The following is a 23,755-nucleotide window of genomic DNA, read 5'->3' as shown; positions in this document are numbered from 1 at the left end:
TCCGCATGGCACGCACTTCTCAGCGCCAGGGCGTGGGCTACCATCCGGGACTCTTCACCGCGGCCGGTTCGGCCGGCGCACTGCTCGGCCTGGCCCAAGTGGGCTTCGGGTTGCCCCTCCTCCTCTATGCCGTCAACGCTTCCCTCCAGAGCGGCGCCCCCGACACCGTGCCCCTCGGCGTGGGCCTGGCCCTCCTCTGCACCGGTGTGCTCACCGTGTTGTTCCGGCACCGGATGCGGGTGCCACTGCGCCACATCGTGCTCTGCTGGATGGGCGCGGCAGGCTTGCTCTGCCAAGCCGCCACGGGTGGCCAGGCGGTCTCGTTCACCTTCGCCTGGACCCCGAGCCTTCTGGCCCTGATCGCCTTCGCGGTGCTCCCCGCCGCCCAGTCGCTGGTCTACCCGATCGTGTTCATCCCGCTCGCGCTGATCACCCTGGCCCTGAGCCCCGGCACCGCGCCGGCCGACGTCGCCATGGCAGCGCTGCTCATGCTGGCCACGGGCCTGGGGCTCACCTGGTTCGCGCGCAGCGCCCTCCTGGCAGAGACCGATGATCTCACCGGCATCCCCAACTTTGCCGGCTTCGAGCAGGTGCTCTCGGCGGCCATGCGCGACGCCGGCCCGGGCGAGTCGCTGGCCCTGGTGCGCCTGGACATCAACGAATTCGCGCTGGTCAACCGGCGAGAGGGTCAGGAGGCCGGCGACGCGGCCATGGTGGCGTTTGTGGCAGGGGTCTCGGCGGCTCTGCCCGCCGCGGCCACGATGGCCCGCATGGAGGGCGACGCCTTCGCCATCCTGCTGCCCGGCTTCACCGCCGCCCGGGCACGCGACCTGCTGGAAGGCCTACGGGGCCAGGTCGCCGGGTTCTCGGCCGGCATCGCGGTGCGGGAGGGCAACGAATCGGAAAGCGAGTTCTTCGGCCGGGCAGGGAAATCCCTCTTCGAGGCCCAACGGGTGGGCCGGGGCAAGATCGTCAGCCACGGCGGCTACTACGCCTCCCCCACGGCCGTGCGGGACGGCCTGGCGAACGGGGAGTTCTTCCTCTGGTTCCAGCCGGTGATCGAGCTGACCGGTGGCCGTGCCGTCGGTGCGGAGGCCCTCGTTCGCTGGCAACATCCGACCAGGGGGCTCGTCTCACCGACCGAGTTCATTCCCCTCTGTGAGGCGAGCGGCTCGATCCAGGTGCTCGGCCGGTGGATCGTGCGGGAATCGATCGCGGCCGCCGAGAACTGGCGCCGCTTGCGGAGTCCCGAAGGACGGCCCCTGAGCGTGTCGATCAACGCGTCGGCCAGGGAGCTGGCGTCGGACGGCTACGGTGCGTATGTGCTCGCCGAGTGTGCCGCCGCCGGTTTCCCTCCCGACCTGGTGCGCATCGAGGTGACCGAGACTGAATTCGGCACCGATGCGGGCGCCGTGCGCGACAACATCCGGCTGCTGCGCGGCGCCGGCGTGCTCATCTCGATGGACGACTTCGGCACCGGGCATTCGAGCCTGGCCCGGCTCACCGAGATTGATCTCGACGTGATCAAGATCGACCAGTCGTTCGTGGGCGTGATCGATGCCGACACCGAGTCGCCCGTCGCCGAGCTGGCGATCAAGCTGGCCGCCGCGCTCGGCCTCGACGTGATCGCCGAGGGAGTGGAGACCGAGACGCAGGCCCGGTGGCTGCGCGACCGCGGCTGCGCCTTCGCGCAGGGCTACCTCTACTCCCGACCGATCCCCGCCGGCGAGTTTTTGGCCAGATTCGTCGAAACCCGCTCGACCGCGTAGACGCGCCTAATCCGGCGTGACCGCCACGAGGGTCACGTCGTGCAGCTGCCCCTCGGAAGCCAGGGCGGTGAGATACGTGTGCGCCGGTTGCCGGCGCCGGTCGGTGGGCGAGCCCGGATTGAGCAGCCGCATACCCGCGGGCGAGACGGTGTCCCACGGAATGTGGCTGTGCCCGAAGACGAGTACATCCGTGTCCGGGAAGGCGGCGTCCATGCGCGTGTGGCGGGAGGGGGCGTCCCCGGTCTCGTGCACCATCGAAAAGCGAATGCCCTCGATCGTCTCGTGCATCACCTCCGGCAAAACCCGGCGCAGCGCGTCGCCGTCGTTGTTGCCGTACACGCCGCGGAGGTCGCGGGCCCGCTCGGACAGTTCCTCGAACAGGCTGAGGTGCACCCAGTCACCGGCGTGGAGCACCAGGTCGGCTTCGTCGACGGCTTGCCAGACCTGGTCCGGCAGGCGCCGGGCCCGCTGGGGAACGTGGGTGTCGGAGATCAGGAGCAGTCGGGTGGCCATGTCCCATTCTGGCCCGGCTACCGGCCTGAGCGCACCGGGGCTAGGGTCACAGCGTGAGCGACCGGTTCAACAGCACCGCCGATATGCAGGATGCCGTCTTCTTCGACGGCCCCACTGCCGGAGCACGTTATTCGCGCTTCTGGATGCTGCTGGTGCTCGCCTCGATCATCGCCTCGGCCGGGATCGTCGGGGATTCCACCGCCACGGTCATCGGAGCGATGATCGTGGCGCCCCTGATGACGCCGATCCTCGGCACCATGCTGGCCACGGTGTTGGGCGACCGGGTCAACCTCGCCCGGGCCCTGCTCCTGGTGTTGACCGGCGCCGCGGCCGCGACGGCGATCGGGTTCGCGGTGGGGCTGCTGGTGCAGACGCCGGTTCTGGCCGCCACCAATGCCCAGGTCGCAGGCCGGGTGACCCCGCGGCTGATCGACCTGCTCGCCGCCCTGGGTACCGGCGTGGTGGGCTCGGTGGCGCTCGTAAGGCGGGACATCTCCGACACCCTCCCCGGCGTGGCCATCGCCATTTCGCTCGTGCCGCCCCTGGCCGTCGCCGGGCTGGTGCTCGAGTCCGGGTCGGTGCCGCAGTTCCTGGGCGCCCTGCTGCTCTTCGCCACCAACGTGGTCGCCATTCTCGGTACCGGGATCGTGGTGATGTCGGTCTACGGGGTGAGCCGGCTGACCCGCCGCAGGGTGCCGGGCGACCAGAGTGCCCCGAACCTGCTCGGCCCGGTGACCGTGCTGGCCGGCATGCTGCTGCTCATCGGCATCCCGCTCACCCTCACCAGCGTGGATGTCACCGCACGCAGCAACGCCGAAGGCACCGTGCAGTCGGTGGGCCAGGAGTGGGCCGCCGGCGTGGGCTGGACCGTCACCGGCGTCTCGACCCAGGGCACCGAGGTGATCCTGCACGTGCAGGGAGCGCCGCCGATCCCCGGCACCACCGACCTGGAGACGGCGCTGGAGGCCGCAGGACTCGACCCTGACCGGGTAACCGTCGATCTCTCGCCCGTCACCCTGGTGCCGCTGAGCAACAAGCGGTGACCGGTTGCGCCCGGGAGGCTACTGCGGTGGCCGCCGTTCGCCGGCGGGCCGGGGCAGGGTGCCCAGCGCCGTGACGACAAGGTCGGTGAGTTCGGCGACCCGCAGGGAATCGCGGCGGAGCTCGTCCACCGCGAGAGGCACACCATCCAGCTCGGCCAACCGGTGCTCCACACCCTCCATCCGTGTCTGCAGATCGTCGACTCGGCGCACGACCCCCGGCAGGCGCTCATCCAGCCTCCGGAGATCGCCGGCGTATTCCAGGGTGCGCATGGTCTCGGGGGCCAGCTTGCGCACGACCCTCCCGACCAGCGTCTTCACTCTGTGCACTGCAACGTTGTTCACTGCAACGTTCCTTTCCGGGCAACGCCAACCGTGGCGATGCGTCTGTCGGTTTCGATGTCCACCTCGACGGAGCGAATCTCCAGGGCGGGGGCGGCTGCCAGCAACTGCCGGAACTGGCTCACCGTGAGGTGCCAGGTGGTGGGATCGTCCACGCTCAGTCCGGGTGCGGGCACCGTGGGGAAGCTGGCGACCCACTCGCCGCCCCGGCGCAGCAGCAGCTCCACCAGGGTGGGCAGCGTCTGGCGCGCTTCCACGGTGAGGGCCTGCACGATGCCGGCGGAGTAGATGTGGGCGGTGCCGGGGGCGCTCAACTCGGCGGCGGCCAGCGCGAGGGTCTGCCGGGTGTCGCCCAGGTCGACGCGGCGGAGTTCCACGGTGGGGTGGTCGTCGGCCAGCCGCGCGCGCACGGCGGCCTCGGCCGATGCCGAGTAGTCCACCCCCACGACCCGGTGGCCTCGGCCGGCCAGGTGCGCCAGGTCGTCGCCGCCGCCGTAGGCCAGCTCGTAGATCGTCGCGCCGACCGGCACCCGGTCGAGGAAGGCCCGCGCGGCCGCTGCCGGCTCCTCGTGGATGCCCGCTCGGGCGGCGTTGAATTCCTCCCAGAAGTGCAGGTGCTGGTTGGTGGTGCCGAACCAGTTGCCGTACCGCCGGGCGGCCTCCGGCGGGGTGACGAACCGGTGGCCGGCATCCGGGATGCGCCAAGTGGGTCCGTAATTCGCCTCGAGCCAGCGTTCGGGCGGGTTCGGGGCCGCGAACGACCAGCCCTCGATGGTGATCTCGGCGAGGTTCTCGAAGGTGTCCCGGGGTATCGGTGCGCGCACGTGGAACGGCTGCATGAACATCTCGTCGCGGTAGAAGCCGCCGAAGATGTCGACGTGGAAGGCCGTCCCGGCCTCCTCCGGGAAGAGCACCTGCATCTGGGTGGCGCCGTACCGGATGACGGTGTAGCCGGCCCGCTCGAGGAAGCGCTGCAGCGCGAAGCTCTCCAGGGCCACATCGACCGGGTGTTCGTGGGCGCTGACGTAACCGACGTCGGCGTCGTCGTCGTGCGGCAGGAGCGCGCCAGAGCGCACCGGGCCGAGCAGGGTGCCGCCCATGATCCACGGCGTCAGGCCGAAGCGGGTGAGGGCGGCGAAGACCTCGCTGGTGCGCCGCAGCAGGTCGGCGATGATCTCGTCGGCGGCGTCCGCGAAGGTCAGCGAGTGGTGTCCCCACTTGTTCAGCACCACCGGGGTGCCGGAGGCGTCGGTGAAGCGCAACCCGCCGTCGGGGTCGACGACGGATCGCACCGGCGTGCGCGCGAGCTCGGCCCCGGTGTCGACGGCGTGCACGACGACATCCCCCGAGCCGCGCAGAGTGAGGCCGAAGGCGGGCGGCAGCCGGTACCGGACCACGCCGTTCGCGGCGGTCTCGGCCAGTTCGGCGGCGAGGGTGAGCACCCGGCGACCGGAGACCCGCACCTCGACGGCGCGGGCGGCGCCGCCCTCGAGTTCCAGGGCAAGTTCGGTCAAATCGAGCTTCATCTCAGTGCGGCCGCCTACAGCTCAGCCGGTGAAATGTTCATCGGATGTTCAACTACCGTCCTCCTGGGGCAAGCCTACTGTCTGAGAGTTCTCACAGACAAGCTCATCTCCGGGCGCGGTCTCTCGGCGCAGACGGCTGGGAGAACGAAAAAACCCGCTGGATCTTGAGGATCCAGCGGGCTTTCGTGAAGTGCGGAGACGGAGGGATTTGAACCCTCGGTGCCCCGTGAAGGGCACTCCACCTTAGCAGGGTGGTGCACTAAGCCGGACTATGCGACGTCTCCTGAGCGAGAGCTTTCGCAAACGCACATGCACCATACTAACGGCACCGCGGCATCCGATTGAACATGGGTTCAGCGGATGCCGCGCTGCGGCTACTGGTCTTCGACCGGACGACCGGACGAACAGGTCTGCTGCGAGGCATCCTGCCCGTAGACGTTGCTGGGCAGTGCCGTCGCGGTCGGTGCCGGGTCGGTGGTCACCGGGGCGTCAGTGGCCGCGGGGTCCTCCGTCGCCGGGTCGGTCGGTGTGGCGCTGGCGGTGGGGTCGGGCACCGACAGGAAGTCGGCCTCGCCGGGCGCGAGGGTGGGCGAGACGTCCGCGTTGATGGCCGCGATGAGGTCGGCGGCTGCCGTCTCATCGGGCTCGACGCCGCCGTCGACGTAGTTGATCGGGTACTGCACGAACACGACCTTGTCCAGCGGGATGTCCTTGAGCGCCATAGCGATGGACACCATGGTGTCCATGCTCTTCAAGGTGTTCGACAACTCCATGTTGTCGACCGCGGCCTTGGCGATCGAATACAGCTTGATCGGGTCGCTGAGCGTGTCGGAGCTCTTCAAGGTGCGCGCCAACGCGGAAAGGAACACCTGCTGGTTGCTGATCCGGCCCAGGTCGCTGCCGTCGCCGACGCCGTGGCGGGTGCGCAGGAACTGCAGGGCCTCGAGGCCCTTGAGCTCGTGCAGGCCGGCGGGGATGTCGAGGTCGGTGTACGAGTCGACGATGGGCTCGGCGATGCACACGGGCACCCCGCCGACGGCCTCGGACATGGCCGCGACACCGTTGAACTGCACGAGTGCGGCGTAGGGGATGGACAGGCCGGTGAGCGCCTCCACGGTCTTGACCGTGCAGGCAAGGCCGCCGTAGTTGAGAGTGGTGTTGATCTTCTGGCTGCTCATGGCACTGAAGGTGCCGCCGTCGGGGTCCGGGCACTCCGGGATGGGCACGAAGGTGTCCCGGGGGAAGCTGACCACAGTGGCGCTGCTGTGGTCTTCGGCGATGTGCAGCAACATTGTGACGTCGTTGAGCACGGAGGTTTCCTCCTCGGGGTCGCCGTAGCCGTCCCCCTGGCCGGCACGGCTGTCGCTGCCGACGAGGAGCAGGTTGGCGCCGCCGTCGATCGAGCTGATGGAGGGGATCGGGCCGTCGGTCTCGTTGTCGAGCGTGACGCCCGGCTTGACGCTCGCGGCCACGTTGAGGGTGGCCAGGGCGGCGACGGAGACGCCGCTCACCATCACCACGGCGAGGGTGGCGGCGAGGATCTTGGCGACGTTGGCGAAGGCGTTGGAGCGCTTGAGCCGTCCGTGCCGGGCGATCGTGCTGATCTGCTTCGATCGTCTGGAGCGGGGGCGCAACTGGTCGCTCACTCATTTCCTCTCGTCGTGCTGCAGGTTCGGCCGCCTGATGGCGGAGGGCGTGGGATTCGAACCCACGAGACATTTCTGCCCACCAGTTTTCAAGACTGGCTCCATCGGCCGCTCGGACAGCCCTCCAGATTCGGATGCCGGGCCGTGCCACAACGGGCGCGGTCCAACTACGAACTGCGCCCGATCTTAGCCGATAGCGGAATGTGCAGCCTGACACGCGAGGCTGACAAGCGACTGCACGCGCGCGTTCTGGGGGTTAGAGGCTGCTCAGAACCACGGCCAGGCCGTCGTCCTGCACGCTCACGGTGAGTTCGCTGGCCGCCTCGAGAACGTCATCTGGGGACTGGCCCATGGCCACGCCGCGGCCCTCTGAGCCGGCCCAGAGCAGCATGTCGATGTCGTTGCGCCCGTCGCCGACGGCCATCACCCGGCTTCGCGGAATGCCGAGTTCGGCACGCACCCGCTCCATGGCGGTGGCCTTGTTCACGCCGTCCGGCGCGATGTCGAGCCAGGCGGTCCAGCCGATCGCGTAGCTGACCTGGTTCAACCCCATCTGTTCGACCACCTGGAGGAAGTCCTCCATGTCGTGGTCGGGCGAAACGACGACGACGCGCGTGGCGTCGTGCCGCAGTAGCTCCTCGAAGGGGACGTGCTCGCTGTCCAGGCCGATGGTGGAATCGGGGAATGCCTCGGTGTACCGGTAGTAGCCGTGCTCGTCCTCGACGGCGTAGCGGGCGTTGTTGAGGTGCGAGCGGATGGAGAGCAGCACGTCGCTGGGGTTGAAGGTCTCGACCCATTCCCTGCGGTAGCCCATAGGGGCATCCGCGTCGCGGCGCAGGGTGATGGCGCCGTTGGAACAGACCACGAACTGCGGGGTGATCTCGAGGCGGTCCAGAACCGGCAGGGTGGACGCGGCGCTCCGCCCGGTGGCGAGCATGATCTGGTGGCCGGCGGCGGCCACGCGGCGCACCTGTCGCACGACGGCCTCGCTGATGGTGCCGTCCTCGTGCAGGGTGGTGCCGTCGATATCGAGGGCGACGAGCCAGGGCGCGTCGGTGGTGACGGTCATCGGATAGGCGTGAGGACTTCGAGCCCGCCGAGATAGGGCCGCAGAGCCTCGGGTACACGCACCGAACCGTCGGCCTGCTGGTGGGTTTCCAGGATGGCGACGATCCAGCGGGTGGTGGCCAGGGTGCCGTTCAGGGTGGCGACCGGGGCGGTCTTGCCGGTCTCCGTGCGATAGCGGATGTCCAGGCGGCGCGCCTGGTAGGTGGTGCAGTTGCTCGTGCTGGTGAGCTCGCGGTAGGCGTTCTGGGTGGGCACCCAGGCCTCGATGTCGTACTTGCGGGCGGCGCTGGAGCCGAGGTCGCCGGCGGCGACGTCGATCACGCGGTAGCTCAGGCCCAGGGCCTGCAGCATGTTCTCCTGCAGGGCCACGAGGCGCAGGTGCTCGGTTTCGGCGTTCTCCGGCAGCACGTAGGTGAACATCTCGAGCTTGTTGAACTGGTGCACGCGGATGATGCCGCGGGTGTCCTTGCCGCCCGAACCGGCCTCGCGGCGGTAGCAGGTGGACCAGCCGGCGTAGCGCAGCGGCCCGTCGGTGAGGTCGAGGATCTCGTCGCTGTGGTAACCGGCCAGGGCCACCTCACTGGTGCCGGTGAGGTAGAGGTCGTCGGCGGGCAGGTGGTAGATCTCGTCGGCGTGCTCGCCGAGGAAGCCGGTGCCGTCCATGATCTCCGGGCGCACCAGGGTGGGCGTGATCATCGGGATGAAGTCGGCCGCGAGCGCGTGGTCGAGGGCCATGTTCATCAGGGCGATCTCGAGCCGGGCGCCGATGCCGCGGAGGAAGTAGAAGCGGGCGCCGGAGACCTTGGCGCCGCGACCCATGTCGATGGCGCCGAGCAGCTCACCGATCTCGAGGTGGTCGCGCGCTTCGAAGTCGAAGGTGGGGATCTCGCCGTGGGTGCGCAGGGTGGCGAAGTTGGCTTCGCCGCCGGCCGGAACGCCGTCGATGATCGGGTTGGCGATGGTGCGCATCACACTCGTGAAGCGGGCCTCGGCCTCCGCGGCGACGACACCGGCCGCCTTGACCTCGGCGGCGAGGTTCTGCGCCTGGGCGACGAGGGCCTTCTTCTCGGCCGGGGGGGCCTGGGCCACGGTCTTGCCGAAGGCGTTCTGTGACGCCCGCAGGGCCTCGAAGCTCGTGATGGACGCCCGACGGTCGGCGTCGGCGGCGAGCGCCTCGTCGACGGCCGCGACGGAGTCACCCCGCGCCTCCTGCGATCGCTTGACGAGGTCGGGATTTTCGCGTAGCAGCACCGGATCAATCACTCGGTCAGTCTACAAGCGCCGCATGCTCCGCCCGGCGGCCTGTTGCTAGCCTGAGCGAATGGCCGATCCCAGTTCCGCTCCGCGTGACGCCGCATCCGTCGTTCGCCGGGCCGCGGTGGTCTATAACCCGGTGAAGACGGATGTCGTGCGGTTGCGCGCCGGGGTCACCGCCGCTGCCGCCGCTGCGGAGTGGGGCGAGACGCTGTGGTTCGAGACCAGCGTGCAGGACCCCGGGCAGCGGGTCACCCGTCAGGCGCTGCGCCTGGGAGTGGACCTGGTTCTCGTCGCGGGCGGCGACGGCACGGTGCGCGCCGTCGCGGAGTCACTGCGCTCCTCCGAGGTGCCGTTGGGCGTACTGCCGGTGGGCACCGGAAACCTGCTGGCGCGCAACCTGCAGCTGCCCCTGAACAGCCTCGATGACGCCATCGTGATCGCCTTCACCGGCCACAGCCGGGCGATCGACCTGGGCATCGCGTCGGTGACCTACGCGGACAACCGCATCGAGGACCACGCCTTCCTGGTCATGGCCGGCCTCGGCCTCGACGCCCAGATGATCGCCGCCACCCGCCCCGACCTCAAGAAGCAGGTGGGCTGGCTGGCATACGTGGACGCGGGCATGCGCGCCCTGCCCAAGGCGGAGCAGTTCCGCATCCGGTACAACTTGGGCACCCGCAGCGAGCACCAGGCGCTCGTGAGCACCATCCTGATCGCCAACTGCGGTGTGCTGCCGGGCAACATCCAGTTCCTGCCCGAGGCGCTGGTCGACGACGGGATCCTGGACATCGCCGTGCTGCAGCCGCGTGGGGTGCTCGGCTGGTTGAAGATCTGGCGCCGCGTCACCTGGCAGAACGGCGTGCTGCGCCGGTTCGCAGTGGGGCGGCGCATCATCGAGCTCACCGAGACCGATGACGAGCGGGCCATGACCGTGCTGCGCGCCACCGACATCCGCATCGTGCCCGACAAGCCGCAGGAGTTCGAGTTGGACGGCGACGAGTTCGGGCTGGTCCGCAGCGTTTTCCTGCGCGCGGATGCCGGGGCGCTGCTGGTGCGGGTGCCGGCCGTTCTCAGCCGGTGATGCGCCGGCGGGCCCGCCAGGCGGCCGCGTGCCAGAACAGCAGCCCGGCCAGGATGATCAGGCCGGCCGAGATCAGGGGCGGCGCCACCAGATAGCTGAACTGCTGCAGTATGAACGAGACCGGCGGCTCTCCATTGCCCGAGTACGAGTTGTTCCGGAACATATTGCCCACGGTCTGCCACAGCAACGCCGCACCGCCGCCCGCGAGCGCGACGCCCAGCACCCAGAGCAGCGCGATGAACGGGTTCCACCGCGGCCGTTCAAGTTCGTCGTGGAAGCCATCCGAGTCGAAGCCCAACGGGTCGAGGTCGCCGATCTCGTCGGCTGCGACGGTGCCGGCGAATGCCGCGGCGGTCGGCGAGCTGGGCCCGGTCGGCGGAGGGCCGATCCGTGCGGCAGCGGCCCGGGAGGTACCGGCCGGCGCAGCACCCGGCTGGGCCGCCGGGGAGTCACCGGCCTGGTAGCCACGTTGGTAGATGGCATCGTGGCGCGGGTCGAAAGCCGGCCGGTCGGTTCCCCCCGGGGTGCTCACGCGCCCGGCTCCCCCGAGATCAGGCCGCGCAGCCAGTCCCTGGCCTCGATGAAGACCTCGTCGTTATAGCGGGAAGTGAACACATTGGGTTGTTTGTCGGCCCGCGGGTAGGACCCCAGGAAGAGCACCTTGGGGCTGAACCGGCGAAGGCCTAACAGGGCATCCGCCACGCGCTCGTCGAAGATGTGCCCGTCGGCGTCGATGACGAATCTGTATCGACCCATGGCATCGCCGATCGGCCGGGATTGGATCAGGCTGAGGTTCACACCGCGGGTGGCGAACTGCTCGAGCATGTCGAGCAGTGCGCCGGCGCGGTCTTCGGGCAGTTCCACGATCACGCTGGTCTTGTCGGCGCCGGTGGGGGCGGGGATGACCGTGGTGCGGCCCACGAGCACAAACCGGGTGACGGCGTTGGGGTTGTCGCCGATGTTGCGGGCGAGCACGACCAGGTCGTGGTGCTTCTCGATGCCAGGCGGAGCCACGGCGGCATCGGCCGGGCCGGGCTCGAACAGGGCAGCCGCGGCGGCCACATTGCTCGACGAGGGGATATGACCGTGCTTGGGCAGGGTGCCTTCCAGCCAGCTGCGGCACTGCGCGTACGCCACCGGGTGGGCGTTCACGATCTTGACGTCCTCGAGGGCGGTGCCGGGCCGGGCAACGAGCACGAAGTTCACGGGCACCAGGTACTCCCCGATGATCCGCAGATTGGGCACGCTCGCGAGGGCGTCCTGGGTGGCGCTGACGCCGCCGTCGACGGAGTTCTCGATGGCGATCATGGCGGCCACGCTGCGCCCGCTCACGACGTCGGCGAAGGCCTCACCCACGTTGTTGACGGCCCGCCACGGCAGGCCCTGGGCCTCCGGAACCTGGGCGAGGGCGGCCTCGGTGAAGGTTCCCGCCGGCCCAAGGAAGCTGTAGTGCACATCGGGAGTCTCTGGCATGGCTCACAGCCTAGTTGGAGTGCAAGACTGGGGGGCATGAACGAACGCGCAGGCACCCCGGCCCAGAAATCCGATCTGATCGACGTCGAAGCCCTCATCAGGGCGTATTACGACCTGAAGCCGGATGTCTCGGTTCCGGCTCAGCGGGTCGTCTTCGGCACCTCCGGCCACCGGGGCAGCTCGCTGAACACCGCGTTCAACGAGAACCACATCCTCGCCACCACCCAGGCCATCGTGGAATACCGCGCCGGCCAGGGCATCACCGGACCGCTGTTCATCGGCGCCGACACCCACGCGCTCAGCGGCCCCGCAACCACGACGGCCCTCGAGGTGCTCGTGGGCAACGACGTGCGTGTGCTGGTCGATGAGTTCGACGACTACGTGCCCACCCCGGCGCTCTCGCACGCGATCCTCGCCTACAACCGCGCCGGCCACGACGACCAGGCGGACGGCATCGTCGTCACCCCGAGCCACAACCCGCCCATGGACGGTGGCTTCAAGTACAACCCGCCGCACGGTGGACCCGCCGACAGCGACGCCACCTCGTGGATCGCCAACCGCGCCAACGAGATCATCGAGGGCGGCATGCGCGATGTGCGCATGAGTGAGCCCAGTGCCGTCGAGACCTACGACTTCCGCGGCCACTACGTCGACGACCTCGAAAACATCATCGACATGAAGGCCATCAAGGCCAGCGGCATCCGCATCGGCGCCGACCCGCTGGGCGGCGCGAGCGTGGGCTACTGGGGCGCGATCCGCGACCGCTACGAGCTCAACCTCACCGTGGTCAACCCGCACGTCGACCCCACCTGGGCGTTCATGACGCTCGACTGGGACGGCAAGATCCGAATGGACCCGTCCAGCCCCTCCGCCATGGCCTCGGTGCTGGCACACAAGGACGAGTTCGACATCCTCACCGGCAACGACGCCGACGCCGACCGGCACGGCATCGTCACGCCGGACGCCGGCCTGATGAACCCGAACCACTTCCTGGCCGTGGCCATCGAATACCTGTACAGCCACCGCGACGGCTGGCGGGCGGATGCCGCGATCGGCAAGACGCTGGTCTCCTCCACCATGATCGACCGCGTCGCCGGGTTCCTCGGCCGCGAGCTGTGGGAGGTACCGGTGGGCTTCAAGTGGTTCGTGCCCGGCCTCATCGACGGCTCGGTCGCGTTCGGCGGCGAGGAGAGCGCCGGAGCGAGCTTCGTGCGCTTCGACGGCACCGTCTGGACCACCGACAAGGACGGCATCCTGCTGGCGCTGCTCGCCTCGGAGATCGTCGCCGTGACCGGCAAGTCGCCCAGCGTGCGCTACGCCGAACTGGCCGAGCACTTCGGCGCCCCGGCCTACGAGCGCATCGACGCCGTGGCCACCCCGGCCCAGAAGGCCGCGCTCAGCAAGCTCGACGGAGACGCCATCACCGCCACCGAGCTCGCCGGCGACAAGATCATCGGCGCGCTCAGCCACGCCCCGGGCAACGGCGCCGCCATCGGCGGCGTGAAGGTCTTCACCGAGTACGCCTGGTTCGCGGCCCGGCCCAGCGGCACCGAAGACGTCTACAAGATTTACGCCGAGTCGTTCAAGGGCCCGGAGCACCTCAAGCAGGTGCAGATCGAGGCCAAGGCCATCGTCGACGCCGCGATCAGCTAGCGCCCAGCGCGACTTGCGCGAAAATGCCCCTTCACGAGCCGTGAAGGGGCATTTTTGCGCAAGTGGGCGTGCCGATTTTGGCCTAGCGAGCTACGGGATGCTCCAGTAGTACGCGGTGCCACCCGGGTGCTTCTCGGTGACGGCGAAGTCCACCGAGAGGTAGTCGGTGTCGTCGGTGTGCCCGGCGTAGAAGATCTCGATGTCATCGCCGCTGCCCTCGATGCGGGACACAACGGCGGTGTGGTCGCGGTCGCCGGAGTTGTCCCAGTCGAACTGCACGACGTCGCCGAGCTTCACCTGGTCGCGCTGGTCGTCGGTGAGCGCGGTGGCCCGGCCGGAGTCGGCGATGTAGTTCATGAACGCCGTCGAACTCACCCACGGCGACGAGAAGTCGAAGTCCGAGCCGGTGCCGCTGGTCCACCAGTCCTCGTCCATCGCCCAGCCGCGGGCGACAAGCGACTGGCTGGTGAAGTTCACGCAGTCGTTGCCGTCGACTACACCGTATTCGTCGGTGTTGTAGTCGCTCCAGTAAGTGAGCGCGTAGCTCAGCTGGGCCTGCACCGCGGGGTCCACGTCGACCGGGGAGGCCGTGGTCGCGGGGGTCTCACGCGGCTCGGATTCCTGCACGGCGGTGCTGGCCGCATCAGCTGCGGTGGAGGCCTGCGTTGAGTCACCCTGGCGGGCGCCCGAGGCCAGAGCCACAGACCCGACGACGATTCCGCCGAGTACCAAGGCGACGACGCCGATCCGTGCTGGTCGAGCTAAAGCCACAACTACCTCTATTCGGGGGGGGACGAATCACCAAGCGAACCACAGGTTTGTTTGAAGAGTCTGGGACAGACCCATGAGACGATGATGAGCCCGACTGCGCAAGGCTTCGGCCTAGACGACGCTCCAGTAGCTGACGCTGCCGCCCGACAGGGCCAACGATTCGTCCACCGAACGGTAGTCGGTGTTGTTGGTGTGGCCGGCGTAGTAGATCTCGGTGCCGGTGGCGGTGTGCTCGACCCGCGTGACGATGCCGGTGTGGTCTTTGTCTCCGGAATCGTCCCAGTCGAACTGCACGATGTCACCCACCTTCACCTCGTCGCGCTGGTCGGCGCGAAGGGGCGTGGCCCGCTCCGGGTGGGCGGCGAGGTAGGCGGCGAAGGCCGTGGAACTGGCCCAGGCCGGGCTGTACTGGCCGCCGATGAATGACCACTCGGCGTCCATGGTCCAGCCGCGCGCGATGAGGGACTGGCTGGTGAAGTTGACGCAGTCGTTGCCCGGGATGGCGCCGTAGACGGAGGAGTTGTAGACCTGCCAGTGTGCGAGGACGTAGTCGATCTGGGCGGTGATCCTCGGGTCGGGCACGTAGGTGAAAGTGAGTTCCGGCGTCACGGGGGCGACGGTCGCGGCCGCGTCGGTGGCGGTCGCCGCGGCGATCGCGGTGCCGGCGGTGGGTTCGATGGCCTGGGTGAGGGCAGCGGCGGCGACCGAGCTTTGGTCGGACGAGGTGCCGTCCGTCGACCCGACTGCTGTCGTGCCCGCGGCGGTGCTGACGCTCGCTCCGCCGACCACCTGCACCGGCGCATCCGTACCGGCGAAGAGGTTCACGGTGACCGAGCCCGTTGTGAGGTCGGTGGCCGCGGGGGTCTGCAGGGTCACGGTGTCGTTGGTCGCCGAGACCACTGTGGCGGGGTTTCCGCCGAAGCTGGCGCTGGTCACGGCGGCGAGGTCGGTGCCGGTGACCGTCACCAGGGTGCCGCCGGTGACCGGGCCGGCGGGGGTGCCGTCAGCCGCGACGACGGCGCTGCGGATGATCGGCTGGGCCGGCTCGATCACCGTGGGCGCGGTGATGGTGGCCGAGGGGGCGGGCGTTGCCGTGGTGACGGCCGCGCTGGCTGCGACGGGCGCTGTCGCCTCGGCGCTGAAGGCGCCGCTGTCGAGGACGAGGCTGCCAACGATTGCGACGGCCGTGCAGCCGGCGGTGACGCTCGCGACGATCAGCAGGTGGCGCTTGCGCTGCGCCTTTTTCAGTTGGCGTTTGAGTTGTCTGCGGGTGGATTTACGGGAGTCTGGTGAAGGAGCGGGGCGCACGAAGTCGTTTCTCGTCGGCTGGGTGGGGACCCGTTAGGAAAACACACCCACGTGAGTGGAACCTGTGCGGAGCCTCGCAAACCGCCGCACGGCCCCGCTGATCAGTTGTAGTTGGGTGCCGCCGGCAGGCCGAAGAACTCCTCGAGCGTGGTGACACCGGTGTTGTGCATCTCGGTGGCCAGATCGATGCCGATGTACCGGAAATGCCAGGGTTCGTACTCGTAACCGGTCACGTCGACCTTGTCGGCCGGGTAGCGCAGGAGGAAGCCGAAACGCCAGGCATTGGCGGCGAGCCACTGCCCGTGCGGGGTGTCGCCGAAGCAGGCCGCGAGGGAGCATTGGCCGGGCTGGGCGCTGATGTCGATGGTGAGCCCGGTCTGGTGCTCGCTGGTTCCCGGGCGGGCCGTGCTGAGGTCGGCGCCGGCCTGGCCGAGGTTGGCGATGTCCTTGTTATAGACGTTGGTCTGGGTGTCGTAGCTGCGGTAGGCGCTCTGCGATTGCAGCGCCAGCCCGGTCTCGGCGGTGAAGGCGGCGAAGAGGGCGACGACGGCGTCGGAGGCTTCGTGGCGCATCCTCGGTTCGTTGGCGTAGGGAATCGGCACGTCGACGAGGTCGTCCGGGCTGTAGTCCACCGGGTTCAACGGCCTGAGCTTGTCCACGACCACCCAGATGCTGTTGGGGTCGTCGATCGAGTGGGCCGCACGGTCGAAGGTGGGCGCCGGAGCGGGTTCGGGAGTGGCCGACGGGGACGGCCGCACCGGCTCGACAGGTGCGGTCGGCTCGGGAGTGCCGGACGGTGTGGCCGGCTGGGCCTGGCCCGTGGAGGTCGACGATGCCGCGCGCCCGGTGGCTCCGCCCACGACGACGGCCGTGATCCCGGCCGCGACAAGGAGCACCGCAACTGCTCCCACCAGAGCGCGTCTGCGGCGTACTTTCGGTGACGCCCCCCGGCGCGATTCTCCTGTCACGTTGCCGAGCCTAGTCTGCGGATGTGTCGCTGCGGCGCGCTGCTCAGCCGTCGTGAGGGAATTCCGCCGAGCCGGTGACTGTTCCCCTAGGTATGCGAATTGTTATAGCAGGTGGCCATGGAAAGATCGCTCGAGCCCTCACCCGGGAGCTGAGCCGTGACGGGCACACCGTCGTCGGCCTGATCCGTTCGGAGGAACAGAGCGCCGATCTTCTGCTGGACGGAGGCCAACCGGTGGTGATCGATCTCGAGAACACCACGGTCGAGAAGCTGGCGGAGGTTCTCGCCGGGGCCGATGTCGCGGTCTTCGCGGCCGGAGCCGGAGCCGGAAGCGGCGATGCGCGCAAGAATTCAGTCGACCTGGGCGCTGCGGTTCTGCTCGCGGACGCGGCAGAGTACGCCGGTGTGCCTCGGCTGGTGCAGATCTCGTCGACAGGTGCCGACCTCGTGCGCGATGGGGCCACCCCGTCGGAGGTCCCAGACGACTTCGTCGCGTACCTCCGCGCCAAGCTCGGCGCCGAAGAAGACCTGGTGCGCCGCGACCTCGCGTGGACCATCGTGCGGCCTGGAACACTCACCGACGATGACGCCACCGGACTGGTACGCCTCGAGCGCACCGGCCCCGACGAAAGCGGCACCGTGCACCCGGAGACCAAGGGCAGCATTCCGCGCACCGACGTGGCTGCGGTACTCGCCGAGATGATCCGTACCGGTGCTGGCGCGCGCGCGACCCTGCACCTCATTTCGGGTCCCGCCGGCGTCTCAGAAGCCGTCGCGATCTTCGCCTGACCGCCGAGGGCCCCTCCTCCACAGGGAGGGGTCCGGTGAGGTTCTCCACCGCTGATTCATTGGGATCCGCGGTGTCGGTGGCTGGTGCTTCACTATGCCTATGGCCACCTCGAATGCCACACCAGGGAGCACCCCGGATGACTCTCCGGACGACACCTCCGACGGGTTCTCCGAGGACTACGTCGATCCTGTCGCGGAAGCGATCAGCGCGGTCATCGACCCGCTTGTGGAGAACGAAAAAGTCATCGCGGCCGGATACGCGGAACGCATCCGGTTGTTGGCGCAGCTGGATGGGCTCGGTCACGACCGGCGCATTATCGCCGGGCTGGCCGGTGACCCGTTGGAGTCAGGTCGGAACGACATCGACACCCAGAACCACGGTCCCGCGTGGGATGACGAGGAGCTGGCCCGCCGGAGCATGGCCGCCGAGGTCGGCTTCGCCCTGCGAATGAGCTCGCAGACCGCGGGCATGATGATCTTCGACGCCGCCCGGCTTGTGGCCCAGCTGCCCCGGTTCCACCGGGCGTTGACCGAGGGCCGGATCGGCTGGGGTCACGCGCTGAGGATGCTCGAGGTCACCGCGGCCCTCCCGGTGGACCTGCCCGAACACGTGCTGCCCACACTGGAGGAGATGGTGTTGCCGGCGGCGGAGAAACTCTCCGCCAGCAAGTTCGCCAAGGTCGCCCGGCAGATCATGGAGTCGCTGCACCCGATCCCTCTCCAGGAGCGTGTCGACGCCGGTGTGAAGGAACGCCGGGTGGTCCTCCGCCCCGACATCAACGGCATGTCCTGGCTGAACGCCTACCTCAAGGCCGACGAAGCCCAAGCGATCTACGAGCGCCTCACCCAAATCGCCAAGACCCTCGACGATGACGACGCTGCCGCCGATGCAACCGCGTGTGGGGCCGGTGACGCACCCGCGCCTGAACCGGCACCTGCACTGAAACCAGGGGCGGCACGGGATCCGGAGCCGATCGTCTGCCGCACCCGCGACCAACGCCGAGCCGACGCGTACCGAGACCTGCTCCTGGACGGGGTCGGGGCTGACGGGAAACTTGGCAGGGGTATCCACGGCACCGTGAACATCACCATCCCCGTCCTCACCCTCCTCGACCAGGGCGACCAGCCCGCGATCCTGGACGGCTACGGGCCCATCGACCTGGACACCGCCCGGCGGCTCGCGGGAAAGCGACGAGTTTCATCAGCGTCCTCACCCACCCGCACACCGGCTGCACCCTCTCCATCGGGCGCACCGCCCACGACCCGCCCGCGGACCTGCGGCGCTACGTTCAGATCCGCGACCAAACCTGTCAGGAGCCGGGCTGCAACCGCCGTGCCGTGACCAGCGACATCGACCACACCCAGGCCTGGTCCGCCGGCGGTGACACCAGCGCCGACAACCTCGTCGCCCTCTGCCGAAGCGGCCACCGGTTGAAACACCAAAGCAGCTTCAGTACCCGACAAGCCCCCGACGGCACCCTCACCTGGACCACCCCCGGCGGCAAGACCTACACCAACATCCGAGCGCAGGACCTCACCCGCGCCGCCCTGAACCCAGGGACGAGCGGAGACACGTCACCTCGCTCCGCGCAACCGGCGAGGCCACAGCCGCCGGGCGAAGCACGCCTGTCAGCGTCTGGGCGCGCGGGTCCGGACGACAATCCTCCACCGTTCTGACGCCCGGGCACTCCCGCCCGGGTGCGGCGAACGCATCGACCGGCCAGCCCCCGGCCGCAGCCGCAGCCCCGGCCCCGACGAAGCGCACCCGATAGTTCCCCTGTGGTGCGCCCGTCGTAAGCGGTTGGCCAGTCGACTTCCGAGGATGCGTGGCGGGCCTTAGCCCTTGACGGCCCCGGCCATGATTCCGGAGATGAGCTGCTTGCCTGCGAGCACGAACAGGATCAACAGCGGGAGGGTGGCGAGCACGGCACCGGCGAGAACGACCGAGTAGTCGATGTACCGAGCCGACTGCAGCTGGCTGAGCGCCACCTGGAGGGTCGGGTTCTGCGGCGACACGATCATCGGCCAGAGGAAGTCGGTCCAGGCCATCATGAAGGTGAACAGCGACAGGATCGCCATCGCGGGTCGCGCGGCCGGCACGGCCACGTTCCAGAACGTGGTGATCATGTTGGCGCCGTCCACCCGGGCGGCCTCGATCAGTTCGTCCGGAATCACGTCGACCAGGTACTGACGCATGAAGAACACGCCGAACGCCGTCACGAGGGTGGGGATGATGATTGCACCGATCGATCCGGTCCAACCGAACTGACGCATCAGGATGAACAGCGGGATGATGCCGAGCTGGGTGGGAATGGCCATCGTCGCGACGACGAAGACCATCAGCCCGTTGCTGCCGCGGAACCGGAGCTTTGCGAACGCGTAGCCGGCGAGAGTGGAGAACGACACCACCGAGACGGTGATGATCGTCGAGACGATCACGCTGTTGAGCAGCGCCTGCCAGAACGGCACGGTGTCGAAGACCACGGCCACGTTCTCCCAGAACTGCCCGCCGGGAAGCAGCGGCGGCCAATCCTGCGACAGCACCGACGACGGGCTCGCGCCCACCACAACGGACCACCACAGCGGGTAGGTACCGCCGGCGAACAGCGCGATCAGGATGCCGTAGGTGAGGAAACCGGGCCGGCGGTCGATGCCGAGGCCCTTGTGCTTGGTCTTCTTGGGTGCCGCTGACGCGGATCCGCTGCCGGACGAGGTCTCGGGGCGGGCAATTGTGTCGGTCATGCGCGGGGCTCCTTTGCGCTGTCTCGGAGCGTTCGGGCGAGCTCGCGTTTGGCTTTTTTGACATCGGAGCGACTGTCCGTCGTCGCGATCCGCTGCGAGATCAGGAAGTTGAGCAGGCCGAACGCCACGATGATGAGGAAGAGGATGAAGGCCACGGCTGATGCCTTGCCGAAGTTCTGCCTCTGGAATGCCATCTCCCAGAGGTAGAGCACCGTGGTTTGGAATTGCCGGTGCGCTCCTCCCGCGGTGGTGCTGGTTGCGTCGTAGAGGCGCGGCTCGGTGAAGATCTGCAGTCCGCCGATGGTGGCGGTGATGATCACGAAGATCATGGTGGGGCGGATGCTGGGCAGCGTGATCGAGAAGAACCGGCGTACGAAGCCGGCCCCGTCGAGGGCGGCGGATTCGTGGATGTCACGCGGAACGGACTGCATCGCGGCGAGCAGGATGAGCGCGTTGTAGCCGGTCCACCGCCAGTTCACCATGCCGGCGATGGCCAGGTGGCTGGGCAGCACATCCGTCTTCCAGCCGATGGGGTCCACGCCGACGAAGCTGAGCAGGTGGTTCACCAGTCCGCTCTGCTCGCTGAACATGCTGGAGAAGATCAGGGCGACGGCGACCGGTGTGACGACGTAGGGGATGAGCACGCTCATGCGCCAGAAGGTCTTGGCGCGCAGGTTCTGGTCGAGGATCGCGGCGATGGCCGTGGCGACGACGAGCTGCGGGATGCTCGAGAGCAGGAAGATGCTCATGGTGTTGAACAGGGAATTCCAGAACAACGGGTCCGCGAGTTCCGCGGTGTAGTTGTCGAAGCCGACCCACTCCCCCGGCCCGCTGAGCAGATTCCAGTTGTTGAGGGACACCACGAAGGTGTAAATCAGCGGGAACAGTCCCACGAGACCGAACAGCACGAAAAACGGCGAGATGTACAGGTACGGCGAGAGCTTGACGTCGAGACGGCTCAGCTTGTGCTTATAGGTGAGGGCGCTCGCGCGACCGGGGCGCTTGAGAGGAGCGGGAGCGCTGATCTCTGGTTCGAGTGTTCGTGTCATGTGACTTTCTGCCTTCAAGTCGGGCTCCCCGACGCCTGGATTCGGCGTCGGGGAGCCCGGTCGAGCGGATTCTTGCTACTACTTGTTGGTGATGAGCTGGTCGAACAGCGTCATGGCGTCATCCCAGGCCTTGTCGCCTGAGACACCCTGGTCGAGCGAGATCGCGGACGGGCCGAAGACCTGCTCCTGGATCGTCGAGTCGTCCGGGCCCTTGAACTGGGCCTTCACTCCGTCGGCACGCTTGGTGAGGATGTCGGCGATCGGCGCGTCGTTGAAGAACGCGGAAACGCCGGTTGCTTCAGCAAGAGCGGGATCCATCTGGGCTGCGGTGACGCTCGGGAACGGGCCCTGCGCCTTGAACTCGGCGACCTGCTGGTCAGCGTCGGTCAACCAGGCTGCCAGGTCAGCGGCTTCCTGCGGGTGCTTGGACTGCGTCGGAACGGTCAGGAAGGTTCCACCCCAGTTGGTTGCACCGCCGGGGAAGACGTCGGCGAAGTCCCAGCCTGCGGTCGCGCCGGTGGCGTCGCCGCCGGCGGTCTCAACCTGGCCCTGGACGACTCCGAGCATCCAGCCCGGGCACATGAAGGTCGCGAAGGTTCCGTCGGTGAACGACGCACCCTTGTTCCAGTCCCACTGGGTCTGCGCGGCGGAGAGGCCCTTGCTGTCGGCTGTTGCCAGCTTCGTCCAGGCTGCCTTGAGGTCGGCGTTGTCAACGACGTTGAGCTCGCCATCCGCGGTGTAGTAGCCCTCGTCCATCTGGTTCACCATGGAGTTCCAGATGAAGCCGGACTGGTCGAACCAGGCCTTGCCGGTTGCCTTCTGGTACTGCTCGCCGAGGGCGAAGTAGCTGTCCCAGGTGGCGTCGGCGCCGCCGAGTGCTGCGGCAACTTCGGCGCGGTCGGTCGGGAGCCCCGCTGCGGCGAAAGCCTTGCTGTTGTAGCACAGGCCCTCCGGGCCGATGTCGGTGCCGTAGCCGATGATGCGGCCGTCCGCGTCGGTGCCCTGGGCGAGCTTCCACGGAACCCAGCGGTCCTTGATCTTGTCTGCGCCATAGTCGGAGAGATCGACGAACTGGTCAGACACGTCCATGATCGAGCCGAGCCAGCCCTCTTCCACGGCGGTGACGTCGGACAGTCCGCTGCCGGCGGCGATCTTGGTGAACGCATCCGTGCGAGCGTTGCCACCCGTGTCGATGTTGTTGGCCTTGATCGTGATGCCCGGGTTGGCGGCCTCGTACTCTGCGTAGAGGTCGGCCATTCCCATGCTGCCGAACGTGGTGACGGTCAACTCGATGGGGTTGTCGCCTGATGCGTTGTCGGTGCCGGCCGAGGAACAGCCGGTCGCGATCAGGGCGAAGGATGCGGCGCAGGCTACTGCGGCCCCAACCTTGGTGCGTTGTGAGAACTTCACTTTCACTCCTTTGTGTGCGTGTGCGTGTGCGAATGCAGAACGTGTGTGCGGGAACAGCTGTCGTACCGGCGAACGCCTCCGGGGACACGCTCACCGACCATAGATGAGAGCGCTCTCATCAACTGCGTGAGAGCGCTCTCATTGATCACCGCCACCTTAGGACACCATCGGAGCGCTTGTCAAGGCGACCCCCTCGCCGGCCGCGAACCGGCGTGTCGAAGACCGCACAGCGCGCTGAACGCCCCCGGACGAACTTGCGAAATAGAATGACCCCATGACATTGGGAACCCGGAGTGCGCGGCCGCCCCAGCCGACCCTCGAGATGGTGGCCGCCGCCGCGGGCGTGTCCCGAGCCACGGTCAGCCGGGTCGTCAACGGCTCGCCGAAGGTGCGGCCCGAGGTCGTGGAGTCGGTGCAGGCGGCCATCGAGCAGCTCAACTACGTGCCCAACCGGGCCGCCCGATCGCTGGCCAGCCACCAGACGCAGTCCGTCGCGCTGGTCGTGCCCGAAGATATGACCAAGTTCTTCGGCGACCCCTACTTCGCCGCCGTCGTGCAGGGCATCACGCAGCGCCTCGACGAGAGCGACTACACGCTCAACCTGCTCGTCGCCTCGAGCGACCCCCGGCACAAGACCATGCGCTACCTGCGCTCGGGTAACGTCGACGGCGCCCTGGTGATCTCGCACCACACCGGTGACGATTTTGTGGCCAACCTCGAATCCACCATGCCCGTGGTCTTCGGTGGCCGGCCCACCAACCACTCCGGCGCCGACAACTACTTCGTCGACGTCGACAACGTCGCGGGTGCGATCAGCGGCGTGCAGCACCTCATCGACATCGGCCGGCACCGAGTCGGCACCATCACCGGCCCCGTCGACATGCCCGCCGGCATCGACCGCCTCAACGGGTTCCGCCACGCTCTGGGCCAGGCCGGGCTGCCCGCGGATGCCGTGGAGCACGGTGACTTCACGGCCGCCGGCGCCGCCGCCGCCACCCGCCGCCTGCTGGAGCGCAGCCCCGACATCGACGCCCTCTTCGTGGCCAGCGACCTGATGGCCGTGGGCTCCATGGCTGTGCTGGCCGAACTGGGCCGGGCCGTTCCGCGGGACATCGCGGTGGTGGCCTTCGACGACAGCCCGGCCGCGCTCTCCGGCCCGATCTCGCTCACCACGGTGAGCCAGCCGTCCAAGGAGATGGGCTTCGCCATGGCCGACCTGCTGCTGCGCCTACTGGCCGGCGACGACGCCGTGCCGCACCACAACATCATGCCGACCCGCCTGGTGCTGCGCGACTCAGCCTGACCCGCCTCAGCCTGACGCGCCTCAGCCTGGCGATGGCCAGTCTGAAGC

Annotated in this window: 22 protein-coding genes and 2 tRNA genes; 8 read left to right on the top strand and 16 right to left on the bottom strand. The window is 68.4% G+C overall.

Annotated features, from left to right (window positions below; genetic code table 11):
* The first annotated feature begins 5 nt into the window (after positions 1-5).
* Positions 6-1,769 (top strand): putative bifunctional diguanylate cyclase/phosphodiesterase, encoded by a 1,764-nt coding sequence (locus PA27867_RS01020; RefSeq protein ID WP_084020523.1) that lies wholly within the window; start codon positions 6-8, stop codon positions 1,767-1,769.
* Positions 1,770-1,775: 6 nt separating this feature from the next.
* Here PA27867_RS01020 and PA27867_RS01015 read toward each other — a convergent pair whose 3' ends face one another.
* Positions 1,776-2,282, bottom strand: a complete 507-nt coding sequence (locus PA27867_RS01015) for a metallophosphoesterase family protein (protein ID WP_066591963.1) — start codon at positions 2,280-2,282, stop codon at positions 1,776-1,778.
* Positions 2,283-2,335: 53 nt separating this feature from the next.
* On the opposite strand from PA27867_RS01015, the gene PA27867_RS01010 reads away from it, so the two are divergent.
* Positions 2,336-3,325, top strand: a complete 990-nt coding sequence (locus PA27867_RS01010) for a DUF389 domain-containing protein (RefSeq protein ID WP_084020522.1) — start codon at positions 2,336-2,338, stop codon at positions 3,323-3,325.
* A gap of 18 nt (positions 3,326-3,343) precedes the next feature.
* On the opposite strand, the gene PA27867_RS01005 is transcribed toward PA27867_RS01010, so the two are convergent.
* The 7 genes from PA27867_RS01005 to serS form a co-directional block, all read right to left on the bottom strand.
* Positions 3,344-3,667 (bottom strand): hypothetical protein, encoded by a 324-nt coding sequence (locus PA27867_RS01005; protein ID WP_066591960.1) that lies wholly within the window; start codon positions 3,665-3,667, stop codon positions 3,344-3,346.
* Positions 3,664-5,190, bottom strand: coding sequence for a class I SAM-dependent methyltransferase (locus PA27867_RS01000; protein WP_066591957.1), 1,527 nt, complete (start codon positions 5,188-5,190; stop codon positions 3,664-3,666). Before PA27867_RS01000 ends, PA27867_RS01005 begins: the two co-directional genes overlap by 4 nt.
* 193 nt (positions 5,191-5,383) lie before the next feature.
* Positions 5,384-5,474: transfer RNA gene (locus PA27867_RS00995), tRNA-Ser, on the bottom strand.
* 90 nt (positions 5,475-5,564) lie between these two features.
* Positions 5,565-6,836: an LCP family protein gene (locus tag PA27867_RS00990; RefSeq protein ID WP_066591954.1), complete on the bottom strand. Its 1,272-nt coding sequence runs from the start codon at positions 6,834-6,836 to the stop codon at positions 5,565-5,567.
* A 38-nt stretch (positions 6,837-6,874) separates the two neighbouring features.
* Positions 6,875-6,962 (bottom strand) — tRNA-Ser (locus PA27867_RS00985).
* A gap of 130 nt (positions 6,963-7,092) precedes the next feature.
* Positions 7,093-7,905: an HAD family hydrolase gene (locus tag PA27867_RS00980; RefSeq protein WP_066591951.1), complete on the bottom strand. Its 813-nt coding sequence runs from the start codon at positions 7,903-7,905 to the stop codon at positions 7,093-7,095.
* The gene (gene serS / locus PA27867_RS00975; protein WP_066591948.1) at positions 7,902-9,167 is read right to left on the bottom strand and encodes a serine--tRNA ligase; all 1,266 of its coding nucleotides are present in this window, start codon (positions 9,165-9,167) and stop codon (positions 7,902-7,904) included. Before serS ends, PA27867_RS00980 begins: the two co-directional genes overlap by 4 nt.
* A 58-nt stretch (positions 9,168-9,225) precedes the next feature.
* Here serS and PA27867_RS00970 point away from each other — a divergent pair, with 58 nt between their 5' ends.
* Complete coding sequence (locus tag PA27867_RS00970) at positions 9,226-10,242, top strand: diacylglycerol/lipid kinase family protein (protein ID WP_066591945.1); 1,017 nt, start codon at positions 9,226-9,228, stop codon at positions 10,240-10,242.
* On the opposite strand, the gene PA27867_RS00965 is transcribed toward PA27867_RS00970, so the two are convergent.
* Both PA27867_RS00965 and pheA read right to left on the bottom strand, forming a co-directional pair.
* A complete protein-coding gene (locus PA27867_RS00965; RefSeq protein WP_066591941.1) occupies positions 10,232-10,774 on the bottom strand; it encodes a hypothetical protein in 543 nt (180 codons plus the stop codon). The two genes, PA27867_RS00970 and PA27867_RS00965, sit on opposite strands and share 11 nt — an antisense overlap.
* The gene (pheA, locus tag PA27867_RS00960; RefSeq protein WP_066591938.1) at positions 10,771-11,715 is read right to left on the bottom strand and encodes a prephenate dehydratase; all 945 of its coding nucleotides are present in this window, start codon (positions 11,713-11,715) and stop codon (positions 10,771-10,773) included. The genes PA27867_RS00965 and pheA overlap by 4 nt, the downstream gene beginning before the upstream one ends.
* A gap of 36 nt (positions 11,716-11,751) precedes the next feature.
* Here pheA and pgm point away from each other — a divergent pair, with 36 nt between their 5' ends.
* Positions 11,752-13,368, top strand: a complete 1,617-nt coding sequence (gene pgm, locus PA27867_RS00955; protein WP_066591936.1) for a phosphoglucomutase (alpha-D-glucose-1,6-bisphosphate-dependent) — start codon at positions 11,752-11,754, stop codon at positions 13,366-13,368.
* Positions 13,369-13,458: 90 nt separating this feature from the next.
* Here the strand turns inward: pgm and PA27867_RS00950 are convergent, their stop codons facing one another.
* From PA27867_RS00950 to PA27867_RS00940, 3 genes are all read right to left on the bottom strand, one after another.
* The gene (locus PA27867_RS00950; protein WP_167550809.1) at positions 13,459-14,139 is read right to left on the bottom strand and encodes an amidase domain-containing protein; all 681 of its coding nucleotides are present in this window, start codon (positions 14,137-14,139) and stop codon (positions 13,459-13,461) included.
* 111 nt (positions 14,140-14,250) lie between these two features.
* The gene (locus PA27867_RS00945; protein WP_066591931.1) at positions 14,251-15,447 is read right to left on the bottom strand and encodes an amidase domain-containing protein; all 1,197 of its coding nucleotides are present in this window, start codon (positions 15,445-15,447) and stop codon (positions 14,251-14,253) included.
* A 101-nt stretch (positions 15,448-15,548) separates the two neighbouring features.
* A complete protein-coding gene (locus tag PA27867_RS00940; protein WP_236900784.1) occupies positions 15,549-16,358 on the bottom strand; it encodes a M15 family metallopeptidase in 810 nt (269 codons plus the stop codon).
* 149 nt (positions 16,359-16,507) lie between these two features.
* On the opposite strand from PA27867_RS00940, the gene PA27867_RS00935 reads away from it, so the two are divergent.
* The 3 genes from PA27867_RS00935 (at position 16,508) to PA27867_RS00925 (ending at position 18,880) form a co-directional block, all read left to right on the top strand.
* Positions 16,508-17,203 carry an NAD(P)-binding oxidoreductase gene (locus PA27867_RS00935; protein ID WP_066591925.1) on the top strand — a complete coding sequence of 232 codons (696 nt, stop codon included), beginning with the start codon at positions 16,508-16,510 and terminating at the stop codon, positions 17,201-17,203.
* Positions 17,204-17,303: 100 nt separating this feature from the next.
* Entirely contained in the window at positions 17,304-18,545 is a 1,242-nt protein-coding gene (locus PA27867_RS00930; protein ID WP_066591923.1) for a DUF222 domain-containing protein, read from the top strand.
* Positions 18,542-18,880: an HNH endonuclease signature motif containing protein gene (locus tag PA27867_RS00925; protein ID WP_066591915.1), complete on the top strand. Its 339-nt coding sequence runs from the start codon at positions 18,542-18,544 to the stop codon at positions 18,878-18,880. Before PA27867_RS00930 ends, PA27867_RS00925 begins: the two co-directional genes overlap by 4 nt.
* A gap of 159 nt (positions 18,881-19,039) precedes the next feature.
* On the opposite strand, the gene PA27867_RS00920 is transcribed toward PA27867_RS00925, so the two are convergent.
* The 3 genes from PA27867_RS00920 to PA27867_RS00910 form a co-directional block, all read right to left on the bottom strand.
* Complete coding sequence (locus PA27867_RS00920) at positions 19,040-19,945, bottom strand: carbohydrate ABC transporter permease (RefSeq protein WP_066591907.1); 906 nt, start codon at positions 19,943-19,945, stop codon at positions 19,040-19,042.
* Positions 19,942-20,994: a carbohydrate ABC transporter permease gene (locus PA27867_RS00915; RefSeq protein WP_066591905.1), complete on the bottom strand. Its 1,053-nt coding sequence runs from the start codon at positions 20,992-20,994 to the stop codon at positions 19,942-19,944. The genes PA27867_RS00920 and PA27867_RS00915 overlap by 4 nt, the downstream gene beginning before the upstream one ends.
* Positions 20,995-21,072: 78 nt before the next feature.
* Positions 21,073-22,404 (bottom strand): ABC transporter substrate-binding protein, encoded by a 1,332-nt coding sequence (locus PA27867_RS00910; RefSeq protein WP_066591902.1) that lies wholly within the window; start codon positions 22,402-22,404, stop codon positions 21,073-21,075.
* 274 nt (positions 22,405-22,678) lie between these two features.
* Between PA27867_RS00910 and PA27867_RS00905 the strand changes: the two genes are divergently transcribed.
* A complete protein-coding gene (locus PA27867_RS00905; RefSeq protein ID WP_066591899.1) occupies positions 22,679-23,707 on the top strand; it encodes a LacI family DNA-binding transcriptional regulator in 1,029 nt (342 codons plus the stop codon).
* Positions 23,708-23,755: the final 48 nt, after the last annotated feature.

It is taken from the genome of Cryobacterium arcticum, from assembly GCF_001679725.1.
GTDB lineage: Bacteria > Actinomycetota > Actinomycetes > Actinomycetales > Microbacteriaceae > Cryobacterium > Cryobacterium arcticum_A.
Note: the sequence above shows the minus strand (reverse complement) of the source record. Positions and strands in the feature narration are given on the sequence as shown.

Bases quoted from the DNA above. Each gene is read 5' to 3' on its own strand.
- PA27867_RS01020 (WP_084020523.1), top strand. From the start codon at position 6: ATGGCACGCACTTCTCAGCGCCAGGGCGTGGGCTACCATCCGGGACTC.
- PA27867_RS01015 (WP_066591963.1), bottom strand. From the start codon at position 2,282: ATGGCCACCCGACTGCTCCTGATCTCCGACACCCACGTTCCCCAGCGG.
- PA27867_RS01000 (WP_066591957.1), bottom strand. From the start codon at position 5,190: ATGAAGCTCGATTTGACCGAACTTGCCCTGGAACTCGAGGGCGGCGCC.
- PA27867_RS00980 (WP_066591951.1), bottom strand. From the start codon at position 7,905: ATGACCGTCACCACCGACGCGCCCTGGCTCGTCGCCCTCGATATCGAC.
- PA27867_RS00970 (WP_066591945.1), top strand. From the start codon at position 9,226: ATGGCCGATCCCAGTTCCGCTCCGCGTGACGCCGCATCCGTCGTTCGC.
- pheA (WP_066591938.1), bottom strand. From the start codon at position 11,715: ATGCCAGAGACTCCCGATGTGCACTACAGCTTCCTTGGGCCGGCGGGA.
- pgm (WP_066591936.1), top strand. From the start codon at position 11,752: ATGAACGAACGCGCAGGCACCCCGGCCCAGAAATCCGATCTGATCGAC.
- PA27867_RS00935 (WP_066591925.1), top strand. From the start codon at position 16,508: ATGCGAATTGTTATAGCAGGTGGCCATGGAAAGATCGCTCGAGCCCTC.
- PA27867_RS00930 (WP_066591923.1), top strand. From the start codon at position 17,304: ATGGCCACCTCGAATGCCACACCAGGGAGCACCCCGGATGACTCTCCG.
- PA27867_RS00920 (WP_066591907.1), bottom strand. From the start codon at position 19,945: ATGACCGACACAATTGCCCGCCCCGAGACCTCGTCCGGCAGCGGATCC.
- PA27867_RS00915 (WP_066591905.1), bottom strand. From the start codon at position 20,994: ATGACACGAACACTCGAACCAGAGATCAGCGCTCCCGCTCCTCTCAAG.
- PA27867_RS00905 (WP_066591899.1), top strand. From the start codon at position 22,679: ATGACATTGGGAACCCGGAGTGCGCGGCCGCCCCAGCCGACCCTCGAG.